This window comes from Bradyrhizobium sp. USDA 4504 (assembly GCF_054063995.1).
On record NZ_JBSSGV010000001.1, the window covers coordinates 5613148 to 5627397 of the forward strand.

At 59.1% G+C, this 14250-nt stretch carries 12 protein-coding genes; 1 reads left to right on the forward strand and 11 read right to left on the reverse strand.

Annotation, left to right across the window (positions count from 1 at the left end; all coding sequences use genetic code 11):
- Positions 1 to 8: 8 nt before the first annotated feature.
- From ACVMB1_RS26360 to ACVMB1_RS26385, 6 genes are read right to left on the reverse strand one after another with little or no spacing between them, the layout of a single operon-like run.
- Positions 9 to 497 (reverse strand): hypothetical protein, encoded by a 489-nt coding sequence (locus tag ACVMB1_RS26360; RefSeq protein WP_057017402.1) that lies wholly within the window; start codon positions 495 to 497, stop codon positions 9 to 11.
- Positions 498 to 512: 15 nt separating this feature from the next.
- Positions 513 to 2084 carry a lipopolysaccharide biosynthesis protein gene (locus ACVMB1_RS26365; RefSeq protein WP_244558775.1) on the reverse strand — a complete coding sequence of 524 codons (1572 nt, stop codon included), beginning with the start codon at positions 2082 to 2084 and terminating at the stop codon, positions 513 to 515.
- Positions 2047 to 3123, reverse strand: a complete 1077-nt coding sequence (locus ACVMB1_RS26370; protein WP_057017400.1) for a hypothetical protein — start codon at positions 3121 to 3123, stop codon at positions 2047 to 2049. Before ACVMB1_RS26370 ends, ACVMB1_RS26365 begins: the two co-directional genes overlap by 38 nt.
- 47 nt (positions 3124 to 3170) lie before the next feature.
- Positions 3171 to 3824 (reverse strand): PIG-L deacetylase family protein, encoded by a 654-nt coding sequence (locus ACVMB1_RS26375; protein WP_057017399.1) that lies wholly within the window; start codon positions 3822 to 3824, stop codon positions 3171 to 3173.
- A 5-nt stretch (positions 3825 to 3829) separates the two neighbouring features.
- Positions 3830 to 4624, reverse strand: a complete 795-nt coding sequence (locus ACVMB1_RS26380) for a glucose-1-phosphate cytidylyltransferase (RefSeq protein WP_057017398.1) — start codon at positions 4622 to 4624, stop codon at positions 3830 to 3832.
- On the reverse strand, positions 4621 to 5910 hold the full coding sequence (locus tag ACVMB1_RS26385) for a class I SAM-dependent methyltransferase (protein WP_076826909.1): 1290 nt from the start codon (positions 5908 to 5910) through the stop codon (positions 4621 to 4623). The genes ACVMB1_RS26380 and ACVMB1_RS26385 overlap by 4 nt, the downstream gene beginning before the upstream one ends.
- A 208-nt stretch (positions 5911 to 6118) precedes the next feature.
- Between ACVMB1_RS26385 and rfbC the strand changes: the two genes are divergently transcribed.
- Complete coding sequence (gene rfbC / locus ACVMB1_RS26390; protein WP_076826907.1) at positions 6119 to 6649, forward strand: dTDP-4-dehydrorhamnose 3,5-epimerase; 531 nt, start codon at positions 6119 to 6121, stop codon at positions 6647 to 6649.
- Positions 6650 to 6653: 4 nt separating this feature from the next.
- Here the strand turns inward: rfbC and ACVMB1_RS26395 are convergent, their stop codons facing one another.
- From ACVMB1_RS26395 to ACVMB1_RS26415, 5 genes are all read right to left on the reverse strand, one after another.
- Positions 6654 to 7973 (reverse strand): DUF4910 domain-containing protein, encoded by a 1320-nt coding sequence (locus ACVMB1_RS26395; RefSeq protein ID WP_076826905.1) that lies wholly within the window; start codon positions 7971 to 7973, stop codon positions 6654 to 6656.
- 17 nt (positions 7974 to 7990) lie between these two features.
- Positions 7991 to 9061: an NAD-dependent epimerase/dehydratase family protein gene (locus tag ACVMB1_RS26400; RefSeq protein ID WP_076826903.1), complete on the reverse strand. Its 1071-nt coding sequence runs from the start codon at positions 9059 to 9061 to the stop codon at positions 7991 to 7993.
- 120 nt (positions 9062 to 9181) lie between these two features.
- Positions 9182 to 10165 (reverse strand): GNAT family N-acetyltransferase, encoded by a 984-nt coding sequence (locus ACVMB1_RS26405; protein WP_244558774.1) that lies wholly within the window; start codon positions 10163 to 10165, stop codon positions 9182 to 9184.
- A 250-nt stretch (positions 10166 to 10415) separates the two neighbouring features.
- Entirely contained in the window at positions 10416 to 12377 is a 1962-nt protein-coding gene (locus tag ACVMB1_RS26410; RefSeq protein ID WP_244558773.1) for a hypothetical protein, read from the reverse strand.
- A 44-nt stretch (positions 12378 to 12421) separates the two neighbouring features.
- Positions 12422 to 13798, reverse strand: coding sequence for an O-antigen ligase family protein (locus ACVMB1_RS26415; protein ID WP_244558772.1), 1377 nt, complete (start codon positions 13796 to 13798; stop codon positions 12422 to 12424).
- Positions 13799 to 14250 lie beyond the last annotated feature (452 nt).

Genomic DNA, 14250 nt, shown 5'->3' on the forward strand with positions numbered 1-14250 from the left:
GCCCGGTCCTAGGGCGGCGTCGACGCGACCGCGGCCGGCGGCAACTTTGTCGCTTTCGCAGTGGCGGCACCGATGCTGAGCTGGCCGGTCTTGCGCCAAAGCAGCAACCCCGCTCCGCCGCCGATCGTACAGATCGCAAGCAGCACGATTTCACCGCGCCCCAATCCACCAGAGATCAGTGCGTAGGGCAGCATGCCCAGACCCATCCAGAAGAGCTTTTGCCACTGGTAGGAGTCGTACCTCTTGCCAAGATTGCGACGCTTGAACCACAGATCTTTCGCTTCGCGCGAAAACGGAAGGACACGTCGGCACACGGCCGGCACAAGGCGAAGCGCGAGCAGCAAGGCAAGAAACATCGTCAACGCGACCACGATACGATCGTCGCCGCCAGACAGCAGTCGGAACACCGGCAGAATGCAAAGGCCGAGGCCGATCCTCAGGAATGCCCCGGCGGGCCACGTGTCCAAGTTAATCAGGAAGCGCTCAACGGAGGTCATGGGCGTGATCCAGGATCAGGAGTTGACTTGCAGTCGTACAATGCCGAAGTCGCGTAGCAAGGACCACGCGAGTTGCAGTGGCCGCGTGATCCTGAAGACCCCGACCACGACGGCCAGGTAGGCCGTCACACAGATCACGCTCGCGACGGGAATTCGCAGCAACCGCGGCAATTCCTGCAGGAATGCGCCCTGTATCGAGAAAGCGATCGCTACCGCGACCAGCGCAGCAATGGTCTGCGGCGCTGTCGCGCGCAGGACGTCCCCGATTGTGATCCCGACAGGCCTGCCGGCATAGACGAGCGCAGGAACGAACAGCACAAACATGGTGACCGTGTAGGCGATCGTCACTCCGACCACGCCGAACGGCAGTCCGGCTGCAAGCGCAACCAATTGGCAGATTGCACTGAAGATGCCCCATCGCATCCACCGATCGGGACGCCCGACCGCGACATGCACCCAACCGAGAGTTCGCTCGATGCAGTCTGCAATGCCGCGAATGGCCAGGATGCAGAGCAAGGAGCCCGCGGGAGACCATTTTTCTCCGAGAAGCACGATCACGATGTCATGAGCGCTCACGGCCAGGGCCGCGAAGGCAGGCCCCGAAAAGTAGCAAAGCAATGAAAGCGCGCCTTCCCAGGAGCGTTTCAATTCGGCCGCACTGTGCTGGAGCTTGCTCAGTCCCGAAACCGCGATGTTATGCAGCGGCTCACTGAGAATCGACAGCAGGTTGTTGTAGATCGTGAAGGCGTTCTGAAAATAGCCAAGCGGCCCCGCCCCGAGGAAATACCCCATCGCGATTCTGTCCGCCGAACGAGCGAAGTAATCCGTCATGGTGAAGCCGGTGACTCCCAGCCCGAAGCGCAGCAGTTCCTTGACCATTGGCGTGAGCCTGGGCCTGCCTGGGATCCATCGACAGGCGGTCCAGGCTCCCACGACGGTCAAGGCCGATGTTATGATCGGCTTGGCGATCAGCGCCCAGTAGCTCCAGCCCGAAAGCGCCAATCCAACGCTTGCAGCGCTTCCGATGATGTTCGCCGATATGTCGATCATCGCGATGCGGCGAAACTGCATTGCCCGACGCATCAGCGCATAGTGTTGCGTCGACAAGGCCATCATCAGGAAGGTCACCGACAATGCCAATGCCATGCCCGCGAGCGATGGCTCGCCGAAGGCACGCGCTATCCACCGACCGGACGCAGCCAGCACGACAGCCAGCACGACGCCGATCAGAACGTTCAGCCAGAACAACGTGCTGACCTCGGCTCGTGAGATGCTGCGCCGCTGGGCGGAGGCCTCGCTCATCCCGAGATCGACGAAAAGGGGCGCGAAGCCGATCAGGGCCAGCATCATGGCCACCAACCCGAAATCGTGCGGTCCGAGCAGTCGCGCCAGCACGATCGTCGAGGCCAATTGAACGAAGATATTCAGTCCACGCGCAGCAATGAACGCTACGCCGCTGTGCAGCGACCTGCGGCCAAGGCCAGAATATGGCTTGTTGTCCGCAAAATACTGATCGGTACGTTCGTTCCGATGCACGCGCCGTTCCCGTTCAATTCGCTGGATTCTGGCCTTGAGGTACCCGCTCAAGCCAGATTTCTCGCCAATAGGGATAGATGGCGCGCGGGCAGAAGCGGCGGCAGATCGCATAGCGCGCCTCACACACGACATCCTTCAGGATGATCGCGTCCGTCTTGAAACGGACCATCTTGCATGAGCCTTCGTCGATGATTTGCTTTTGACGCCTCTCGACCTCGTACTCGCGTTCCGTGAACGGTACCATCTCCGGATCGAAATACAGGCCGCGATTGCGGTAATTGCAGTCCAGTGTCTCGAGGATGTCCTTGTACGGCTTGACGCGCACGACGTCGCCCACCTGCAGATCAAGCCGGGACTGCGGGACCTTGCTACCCTCCGGCACACCGAAGGGCCTGATCGGATAAGGCACGCCGCCACCTCTCATGCGCTGGAATGTGTCGTAGATCCAGCGCATCGCGGTGCCAATGCCGAGCCCTGCTTCGGTGACCGTGCGCCAGACCGAGAACGTCAATCCGGCGACGAGGTCCTGCAACCGAACGTTACCCGAAGTGTAGTCCTCGAGATACTGACGCGGATCCCACCACTTCAGGGGTTGCGTGGCGAATTTGACCTGTGTGTTCTGGCAAACGTAGGTCGGCTCGGTTTCGCCGACCTTCGGCGGATGCTTGATCGTGCTCCACAGCGTATCCTCGCTGCAGCCGCCTGACCTGAACGGCTTGTCAGCGCCATCTGGCGACGGCGTTTTCTCGCCCGCCGGCTTCAACCAGGCGTCCTTCCAGAATATCAGACAGGCCGCCTCACAGCCGTCATGAGCCGCGCCGTTGCAGCGAATGTTCTCGAGATGGACCGTGTTCAGCATCTTGCGCCCGCCGATACCGAGCGCGGGATCGCAGGTCTTGTGAGCTCGCTTGCCGACGCGAAGCCTCTTGCCGCAATACTTCAGCATCTCGGGCATGAAGGGCATTTCCTCCAGGCGACCGTTGGCATCCAGCGTCGCGAGGATCTCCTCCTTGCTTCTGACCTCCACCAGGTCACCAGCGCGAAAGATGCTTGAAAATAGCGTGCTCATATCGTGCGCCTTGAGATACACCCTGCAATCAGAAATTCACCGGCTGCGTGACATCCGCGCAACCATCGTCAGATCAGTGTCAACTTTCGCCCAAAAAATGCCTCGGCGAAGCGTTCCGTAGCCCTGCACTCCATGCCCCGAATCCGTGCGAGGCCGCGAAAGGTGTCCGCATCGAACCACTGCTTGGATCGCTGCGTCCCGAAATGCTTGAGCAGGAGTTCAATCTTACGATCGAGCGCCGCCGCCGACACCGGCATGTAAACGTTGGGTTGACCGAAGTCCCCATCCCACTTCGGGATCTCATATTCCAGAATCTGATGATCACGAAACGTGTTCCAGGTCAGGCGACAGACCTGACGATGGTCCTGATGAGCATCATCCCTGCGATGCGTCAGAATGACGTCGGGCTCGACCCGCCGCCTCAGCGATTCAAACCATTCCTTGATGGCTTCTCCCCTTTCCGGGAAAAATCCGTCGGGAAATGACAGCACCTCGACATTCGCGGATGCCGCCTCGCACAAGAAGTCAGCCGCCGACGCTCTCGCCTCAGCCTCCCGTATGGCGCCACCGCTTAGAACGCACCAATGCACGTCCAGCTTGATACCCCGCTCGATCAGATCCAGCAGCGTCGCTCCCGCGCCGATTTCGATATCATCCGAATGGGCGCCAAGGCACAGGATCGACAGACGGTCTCCGGGCTTGGCAAGCTGCAATGCTCTCATTCCGGTTATGCCGCGCTGGCGACCGACGAGTGATTCAGCCGCCACGGCGTGTCGCCGCGCTCCACCATGTCCTCCAACACTTGTCTATCGCGCAGGGTATCCATGGCGCGCCAAAAACCCTCATAGCGATAGGCCATGAGATGACCGCCCTCGATCAAACGGTTGAACGGTTCCTGGACGAGTTCTTCTCCCTCCTTGATGTAGTCGAAGATTTCGTTGCGGAAGATGAAGTAGCCGCCGTTGATCCAGATCTCGGACTCCTGGCTGGAGCGAATCCGCTGCACCGACCCCTCGGCGTCAAACTCGGCAAGGTGGAAGCTGATCGGTGGATGGATCGCCACGAAGCAGCCGATCTTTCCGCTTTCCTTGAACTTCTGGATCATGTCCGGCAGCGGCGCATCGGTCAGCCCGTCGCTGTAGTTCGCAAGGAAAATCTCCTCGTCCTGGACGAGATGGCGGACGGCCAGCAAGCGCTGCCCGATGTTGCGCCATGTCCCCGTATCCACCAGCGAAACCCGCCAGTCCGGCTGATGTTCGCCGATCAACTCGACCTTTTTGCCGTACTCTGAAATCACGCAGTCGCTGTTCGCAGTCGCGCGATAATTCAGGAAGTAATCCTTGATCACGTTCGCCTTGTAGCCAAGGCACAAGATGAAATCATTGTGATTGTACTGGCTGTAGTACTGCATCACATGCCAGAGGATCGGCTGATGGCCGATCGGGACCATCGGCTTTGGTATACTCTCCGAATACTCGCGGATCCGCGTACCGAGACCGCCGCAAAAAAGGACAACCTTCATGGCGCAACCTCACGCGGATCAATGATTTCGACGTTAGGAATCGGAACGATGAACTTGCAGCCCCAGTCCGCGACATGCCGCATTTGCGCGACGATTTCCCTCTTCAAATTCCAGGGAAGGATGAACAGGTAGTCGGGACGAGCCTCGTCAATGGCTTCGACTGGGAGGATCGGAATGTGCATTCCCGGCGTATAGCGGCCGTGCTTGTAGGGGTTGCGGTCCACGGTGAAGTCGAGAAAGTCGGTTCCGATGCCGCAGTAGTTAAGCAGCGTGTTGCCCTTGCCGGGAGCGCCATAGCCGCAGATCCGCGCCCCCTTGTTCTTGCTCTCAATCAAGAACGACAGCAATTCGCGCTTGGTGCGATGAACACGCGATGTAAATTGCTCGTACTGACCTATGTCTTCCAGGCCGATCCGACGCTCATGGGCCAGCAGCGCGGTCACCGCGGCCGAGACGGCGTGGATCGCGTCGGCGCGGCAGAGATAGACGCGAAGCGAGCCGCCATGCGTTGGGATCTGCTCGACATCGAAAACCTTCAGATCATGCCGCCGCGCGAGACGGTCGATCGTTACCAACGAGAAATAGGAGAAATGCTCGTGGTAGATGGTATCGAACTGATTTTCGTCGATGAGCCGCTCAAGATGCGGGAATTCGAGCGTAATCACGCCTTGCGGCGCGAGCAGGCACGCCATTCCGGCGGTGAAATCGTTTAGATCCGGAACCTGTGCCAGCACGTTGTTGCCGATAATCAGATCGGCCCGCTTGCCATCCGACACCAGCTTCCGCGCAAGCTCCAGGCCGAAGAACTCGACCATTGTCGGGACGTTTTTCTGCCTAGCAACTTCGGCCACGTTGGCCGCCGGCTCGATTCCCGTGACCGGCACTCCGAGCGGCAGGAAGTGCTGCAACAGGTAGCCGTCGTTGCTCGCGATCTCGTAGACGCGGCTCTCGGCACCAAGGCTCAGCCTGGCCTTGATCATCTCACAGTAGCGCCGCGCATGTTCCACCCACGACGTCGAGTAAGACGAGAAGTAGGCATACTCGGTGAAGATATGCTCCGGTTTGACGTATTCCTGGAGTTGCACCAGGAAGCAGACCCCGCAAACCACGGTGTGCAGCGGATAGTACGGCTCCATGGCGTCGGTCTGGTCGGCTGTGAGAAAACTTTCGCAGAGGGGCGACATTCCCAGGTCGACAAACGTCGATTTCAACGTCGCACCGCACAGACGGCAGTTACCGTGAGAGGATTTCGACCGAATCGATTTGAATCTCGAGTGAGCGTTCATTGGGCCGTACCATGAATATAGGATTGCCGAATATGAGATTGCCGGCGCTTAAATCGGGCTCGATAGATTGAATTTTATCGTATGAAAGCGAACAATATGAAGCGATATCGAACAACAAGGTAAACCACGCAGTTGCTGAAAATTTTAGTAAAATTGTATAGAACTTGTCGTCGACAATTGGCCTCTCGGTCGGGAGTGGATACGTCCCATGCGCTTTGAAGCAACAGGACTTGACGGAGCGTGGCTCGTCAAAATCGAGCCTGCACACGATGAGCGCGGCTTTTTTGCGCGCACGTTCTGCGAAGACGAGTTTCGCGCATACGGGCTCGTGACCAGATTTCCCCAGCACAGCATCTCGAGCTCCTCGCGCAAGGCGACATTGCGCGGAATGCACTTTCAGAATGAGCCGCACGCCGAGGTTAAGCTCGTGCGCTGCTTGAACGGATCGATTTGGGACGTCATCATCGATCTGCGTGCGAACTCGCCTACCTTTCGTCAATGGCGCGGCTTCGAGCTTTCAGCGGAGAACGGTTCGCAGCTCTACATCCCCAAGGGGTTCGCGCACGGCTTTCAAACCTTGAGCGACAACGTTCAGGTCAATTACCTGATTTCGGAGTTCTACGAGCCTTCGGCTGCTAACGGCCTCCGATACGACGACCCGATGTTCGGCATCAGCTGGCCTCTGGCCGTAAGCACGATCTCCGATAAGGACCTGAACTGGCCGCTTCGAGGTGCGTGAGCGCCTACCGAACAGGCGCGAGGAGCCCGTGGCGCTCGAGCACCTTTGCTGTCTTCAGAATGACCGGGAACGGCAGGTCGGCACGCCTGGCGATATCAAGCAGAGAATGATGTCCGTCGGACAGATTTAGAATCCACAGCATCGCCATGTTGGCTGCAGCGGCGTCCTTGTCGCCGCCGATCGCACCATAGAGTCCGCGTCTGCCCAGCTGCGGTTCGCCTTTCGGCGACGTGTTGTAGTAGCTGCGGTTGCCTTCGAGCAGGTCGATGACTTCGGAAATGATGCGGAAGGATTCCCCGAGGTGCTCCGGCCGAATGAAGCTCAGGTCGTCGGCCGAGGTATGATACTGAGGGATGGCACCGAAACGGCTGCGCTGAAACAATCCCACCGGCAGGTTGAACCCGGGCGAGCAGTATTGCCGCTCATCATAGCCGTAGGGCGAAAACGCCAAAATCGTCGGCGTCAGTTTGGAATGCTGCAGCGTGTGTAACATTGCACGGTCGATTTCGGCATCGCCCTGCCTGCTCTTCTTGTATGTCGGACCGGCGCCGTCTCCGACCATTGATACCACGAGGCCGTGCTTGATATGAGACACACGATGCTCATTGCGGGCGAGCCAGGTGATCGCGCCAATCGTTCCCGGCGCAAAGAGAAACCGATAGCTGTATCGCGTTCGCATCTGGGAGATGCGGCTTGCGAGCTCCGCAAGCAGGGCCAGACCGGAACAATTGTCATTGGCAAGCGAGGGATGGCAAACATGCGCCGACAGAAGCACCTCGTCGTCTGACTCTCCCCGGTGAAAATACTCACCATAGGTCAAATGCCCGTCGGCGAGGGTCGAGTCGATCACGACCTCGTAGCTATCGTCCCGCAGTTGCTCCAGCTGTCGGTGGGCCATGCAGAAAGCCCAGTTTTCCTGGTAGTAAGACGTTCGGTAGGGGACCAGGTCCGGCTGATCGGGCAATGTGAAGATGTGGGACTTAAGCTCGTCCAACAACATGGTGCGGCGCACCGGCACGCTGTAGCTCATGACGTGCAGGTTCGATTCGTTGAAATCTACGACCTTCCGGCCCCGCGGGTCCTTGATGTACGCGTCCCGGATGTTCCACTCACGTGGCACGACCCAGTCGAGAACGGGTGTACCGGTCGGCACCTCGTGGACATCAAGGGAGATGTGCGCACCGATCTCCCGAAGGGTCTGCCGCACACCGTTACCGGTAATGCTGCGGCAGATCGGGTAGATCTTTTGGGCAAGCGCAAAGATCTTTGCGCCTGAACTCGTGCCATCGTCTGCCGCCGACACGCCGTCCTCCTGGTGTGTCAAATCGATCGGCGCGTGTATTAGTTCGCGGCGAGAGCCGATTGCCCGACGCTCTGCCTCGACTTTACATGGCGGAGATCCGCATCGAGCACGCCGTCCGCCAGCAACTTGTTGACGTGGCTGATGCGCTGATACCGGGGACCTTCGAACTCTTCGAGCGTGATGCCCGAGACCCGGTAGGCCTTATAGAGCTGCTCCGCGCCCATCTTCGCATCCCATTGCGGCTTGAACTCCGGCAGCCTGGTTCGAATCTTTTCGAAGCTCACGCGATAGGACCGCGTGTCGGGACCGGCGCCATCGGCAAATTCGATCTGACAACCGGGGACAACATCGGCGACGATCTTCGCGAGATCGCGGATCTGGTAGTTGTGCGCCGTCTGGCCGACGTTGAAAGCTTCATTGAACACCGCCGCCTCGGGAGCCTCCATCGCCGCGATAAAGGCGCGGGAGATGTCCTCGATGTGAACGATGGGCCGCCAGGGCGTGCCGTCCGACTTCAAGAGGATCTTCCGCGTTGTCACCGCCCAGGCAACGAGATTGTTCAGCACGACATCGAATCGGAGCCGGGGAGATACGCCGTAAGCCGTTGCGGGTCGCAGGTAGACCGGGCAAAATCCGTCACCGGCGAGGCTGGCAATATCGCGCTCCGACTGCACCTTGGATTCGCCATAAGCAGTCACCGGGTTGAGGGCTCCGGTTTCGTCGATCATCCCGTCGCCCGCCTTGCCGTAGTTGCTGCAGGAGGACGCAAACACGAACCGTCGCACACCGGCTTGCTTGGCCAGCTGCGCGAGGCGCACGCTGGCTACATGATTGATCTGGTCGGTAAGGCCAGGTCTCAGATTGCCGAGCGGATCGTTAGACAGCGCGGCAAGATGCAGGACCGCATCAAAAGCCTTCAGGTCCGCAAGTTCGATGTCTCGCGTGTCCTTGCAAAGGGCCGGCACATCCACGATCGACCCGCCCTCTGCAAATGTGCAGCGAGAGTACAGATCGCTGTCGAGGCCCACGACTTCGTGCCCGGCACGCCGTAGCATCGGGGTGAGCACTGTTCCGATGTAGCCGAGATGTCCGCTCACGAGAACGCGCATCTAAACGCCTCCAAATTTATTCTGTTTCTATCTCGCCTACTTATTTCAAAATCGCCCGCTGATGCACGTGTTTGTAAAACCTTAGTTAATGGCGCGCCTGAAATTGCGGGAACGATCCGCTCAGGACGACGGAAAATGGTTGAGCCGTACCCCATGATCGTTGACGTCGCCGGTAGCGGCGCCAGGCGAGAGACGCCGCAGCAGCGCTTGGGGAACTCTGCGTAGTTGCCGGTGAAGCCGGTAACGTGTGGTGGAGCGGCTGACGTCGAAGCGATTGGCCAGTTCTCCGCCGAACGCCACAACGAATTTGTATCGCGCCTCGTTTTCGATTCCGCCATCGAAATCGAAATGAAGGCCCCGCTCGTGCGCCAGCTCGATGCCACTCCAGAGGAGCAGACTTACTGCGCCTGGATGCGCAATGCTCCTGTCCCGCGATGACAGGAAATAGTGCACGAACTTGTGGTCCCAGACGAAGAAGACCTGGGCGTGGACGTTGTTGTTCGAGTCCACCGCCGCGAGGATCTTGCATTGCTGTCGCTCGTTCGCGGCGGCATAGACAGCTTCCAATCGCGAGAGGTCGAAATACGACTTCGCGCCCTCCAGGTTGGCCTGGTAATACTTCACGAAGTATTTTGGGGACGTGACTTCGCGAATGGCGAGCCGTTCCCGCGCGCGTCGTATCACGTTCTTCGTCTTGTCGCGCAATCCCGACCAGAGCTCGTCTCGGGGGATCGTGCATTTCAGCATGAAAGTCGGATGCGCGCGCACCTCGTAGCCGCACGCGAGGAACGCGGCCACATCGCTGAACCCGGTATCGAGCGTCATCTCGACGTGATCGAAATCCGCGACCTGCTTGAGCAGGTCAGTGATGACCGCATGCGCCAACCGCATGCGCGCTTCCGTCTTGCCGGACTGCAGCGTGACCGTCGGCCCGAGAAAACGCGTGATCTGAGGCATCTCACATATGTTCATCCCGCTTTCAGTACGCGTGACGAACCGCAGAGAACCCACGACGCGCCCGCCACGCGAACAAGTGACTTCGCGCCAGCCACCGGGAGCCAGCGCATCCAGCCACCAATCCTCGTGAAAGACCGATTTGCGCATCAAATTCCTCTTCCGGAGACTAACCGGATAGCGAATCGGCAATCTGATTAAACCAAAACGTGCAGAAATGCCCAAGGTCCGCGCGGATCAGAAGGCCTTAGCTTCTATTGTAGTTAATTAACGACGTCTGCAGCATTTAAATCGGGCGCTCGCCTAGTTAGCCTCCGAGCTCGGCGTCGGTCAGGTGACGCATTGACGCAATACCGCGCCTGTTCAAAACATATTTAATCATTGCCCGCGAGGCGTATGCTCACTGCGAACTTTTGCGTGCCGATCCATCCAAATTCGGTTGCACGAACGGCGTGCCGGCGTCATAGCGCGCTTTGGCCGGAAGCACATGAAGCTTCGTTATCCCGACCGGGTCCACCCAAGGCCACTCGTATCCGCGCCCGGCATCGAAGAACGGGGGGCGGCTTGTGAGGTACATGGAAGCAGGCAAGGCCTGATCCTCGCTTCCGGAATCCCAGTGCGTTTTGTTGGTGAGGTAATCAAAATTGCCATATCGAATCGTGGACGTCGCAACCTTTGCGTCCGTCGGATATGGCTTCACGGCGTCCCAGCCGAGCATCCAGACGCCGGGCTTTGCGTCGGTAAAACAAGTTTCATACGACCAGCCGTCCATCTGACCGGGAACCCCGAGCACGTTTCCTATGAAAGACATCCAGTAGGAATACGCCATCAGACCGGCGGCGCGACGCGGCCCATTGCGGAGCTGCGACACATCATCGATCGTCCCGCCAGCCTGATTGTCGAACGCTGCCCGGACGCCGCGCAGATAGTTGCGGAAAAACGTGTGATAGATGCTGTTGCCGTGAGTGTCGTCGCTGTCGGCGTTCTGAGCATAGTTGCCCTCGAACAAGACGTGATGGGCGCCCACCATGTGGCTGGCGTTGAGCCCGGTCTCGATCCAGGCTCCATTGGTATTGATGTAGCCCATGTCCATGTAGTTGTAACCGACCACCGAACCAGCCCCGGCGGAACGCGCCACCACCAGCTTGTTGGCCCTCACGGCAATTCCATTCTCGATCAGAGCTTCCGACGATCCGGCGGAAAGGCTAATGGCATATCCGCCTCCGCCGGGTTGAGCCCAGGCCGCGTCGTGCACGTAGAACTCGCGCAGTTCGACCCGGAAGGAGCTGTGAATTGCAAAGCCTTCGCCGTGCCAAACCGAATTGTCGACATTCTTCGCCCACGAAGAAGCAGCCCAATTGAAGCGAAGATTGCCCGCGTCGCCCCCCTTGAGCGCCAGATCTTCGATGCCCGCGTGCTTCACATGCGGCTGCGCGAACCGTGACAGTTGAGCTGCGTTTGCCTTCCGATAGCTGATGTGAATTGGGGTCGTGAAGGTGATCCTGGAACCGGAGACGGTGCTGATCTCCTTGATCTCGGCGACGGGCCGATCAGGTCTTCCGAACCACGATCCGGCGCTTTGCGGCGTCGATGGAAACCCATCGGGTGCAAAGTCGTCGACAAACTGAATTGCAGGTTTGTGCTTTTGCCAGACAACCCTGAAATCTTCCGACGCCCAGATCTGCCCTCGCCCCTGCGGGTCGACACGCCAATCAGCGGCCGACGCCTCGTCGAGCAGTACGATCTGTCCAGGCACAAAGCCCGCAGCGTCGTCGACCTCGACCGTTCTTTCGCCCTTTATTGCATCATTCCGAAGGTTCGCCGACCGCACGGCATTGACCGTATCGCTCGTGCTGGAGAAAAGCGACGGTCCCACCACGACCAGCGGAGACGGCCGGGCACCGACCGCGTCATTGAAAGGTTTCGCGCCATCCTGCTTTTCGAGCATCGTCCGGCCCGGACCGGAGCCGCGCAGGGTAATTGCCTTGTTGAGCAGCAGGAAATTGCCGCCATTGATCAGAAACCGTCCCGCGGACAGTTGCACGACCTGCCCTACCGGACATGCGTTGATTGCGCCCTGGATTACCGCAGCGTCATCGAGTGTGCCGCCACGAGGCGACAGCGTCGCGCAGATGGTTTTTCGAGAGGGTATACCACCCTCGGCCATCAGGCCGGGTTGCCAGGTGGTCGCGCGATCTGAAGGCAGTATTTCCATCGAATCGAGAGCAAATGCGGACGAATGGCTTGAGCATGCAACGAAGATCATCGTTGCAGCCAAGCGCTGCCAAGGCCGTCGCAGGGCCGTTCGCAGCGTCCGGTGACCAGGGTTGCGCCGCGTCGCGATGACCTTCCGGTTGAACATGCATCCTCTGACTTGCAGCGCCGAACCGACCGGCTTCGCGCCTGCTAGCGTGACCTCACGACGTTGACGGCAGTGGACGGCGGCCTGAACCGCGATCCGTGGGTGCGCCGCATTGCTGGACGCCTGGCTATCCGCAAGCTGGCCGCGGGACGCGCCTGCCCCCAATATCTGGCAGCTTCAACCGCGGCTATAACGAACACGACCCACAGCATTTCGAAGCCGCGCATCCATGTGCTCTCGAGACCGTTGGTAATGGCAACGTAGAGAACGATCGACAGCAGGATCCATGCCCGCGAAAGATCAAAACGCGCCAGGCGACCAATGCCGTGTATCGTCGCAAGGATGAACGCGACAAGCAGGAAAAATCCCGCATAGCCAAGTTCGAGCAACGTGTCTTCATACCCATTGTGGGCGTTGGGCATCTCCTTGACCCAGCCCGGCGCTTCCACGATGCTCGGCGCGTCGGGTCCAACCAGCCAGAACGACTGATAACCCCAGCCCAGCAGCGGCTTCTTTGCGATTTGCATATTTGCAAAATCCCAAATGATGGTACGGCCTGTGAAAGTCGAATCGCCGTACAGCATGTACGATACGCGATTCATGCTGAAGCCGGTGACGAACGAAAAAACCATCCAGCAAATCGGTATCGATACGACAATCACCCACACCGGAACGCGGATAGCCCTGGAAAGCTTGAGCAAGGCCCAGGCGAACGCAGGGACAAGCACCGCAAGAGCAAGCGCCGTCTTTGAATTGCTCAGCAGCAGCAGCGCAACAGACATCAGCGCGGTAACGATGCCGAGAATCCGTCGCCGTCCGGGATGAAGCAGTTCATGGAGCGCAAGCAGGAATGCAACGGCAGCGCATTCGCCTAGATAGTTCTTGCCCGAGAAATAGCCGGGGTAGCCCCACGTGGCGAACTTCACGTCGATCGGCGGCCTGCCCATGACGAACAGCATGTTGAGCACGGCAGCGATAAAGAAGCACCAGAACAAGCCGCGCAGCAGGTCGGTCGATCGAGTTGCAACGATCGCCGGGAGCGCGATCGAGGCAATGATCATGGCCTGCTGCGCAAACCTGATCCCCGAAGCCTCCGGCTTGAATGCCCAGGCAACGCTCGCCCCCGCCAGCGCAAGATAGGCAAACAGTATGATCAGGATCGGCGGAAAGCGGAGTCGCGACCGATTGCGCAGCGCAACGACGAGCGCGACTGCGGACAGGATCGGCCAAAAGATTTTGCTCTCTGGTCGAGCTTCCAAAAGACAAGCCGAGTCCGTCGGACTACAGGTCACGAGGATCAGGGGAAAAGCAATCGTGGCGTAGACACAAGCCAGCAGCGGGATGATTGCGTATCTATCGATTACCCGATCGGACGGGGCCGCCAAGCCTGGTCGCTGAGAACGCAATACGGCTTCGTGCATGCTCGGTGCCCGTCAACTCCAGTCGCCAAGGCAGCACGCTGATCGTTACTCGCCCGCCTTGCCCGATCGTGGGGCCACGCAGCGATACGATCAGCCTCTCAATGGCGCTGGCGCCAACACGTACTCAGACACGGCTCCGAACACCAACGATAAGTCAATCTTTCCTGAATTTTTATAGTGAACGCTTCGTTAACGCTTGTCCCCTAGCGTGGCGCACAGGGCGGGCTGTTTCGCCTGGTCGATTGATATTCCGGGAAATTGTGGATGCCGCGTAAGCACATGTTTACTCGCGCAAATTTCTTCCGAGCCTGTGTCCGGCGGTGCGGCGGTCGATGCCGGACGGCGACGACCGCAAGCGGCGCGCAAGCAAGCGCGAAGAAGAGACCGGCGTTTACCAAGACTCCGTTCGTTAATCTTCGTTAACCAGGGTCCAATGTTGTGCCGAGAAGTGC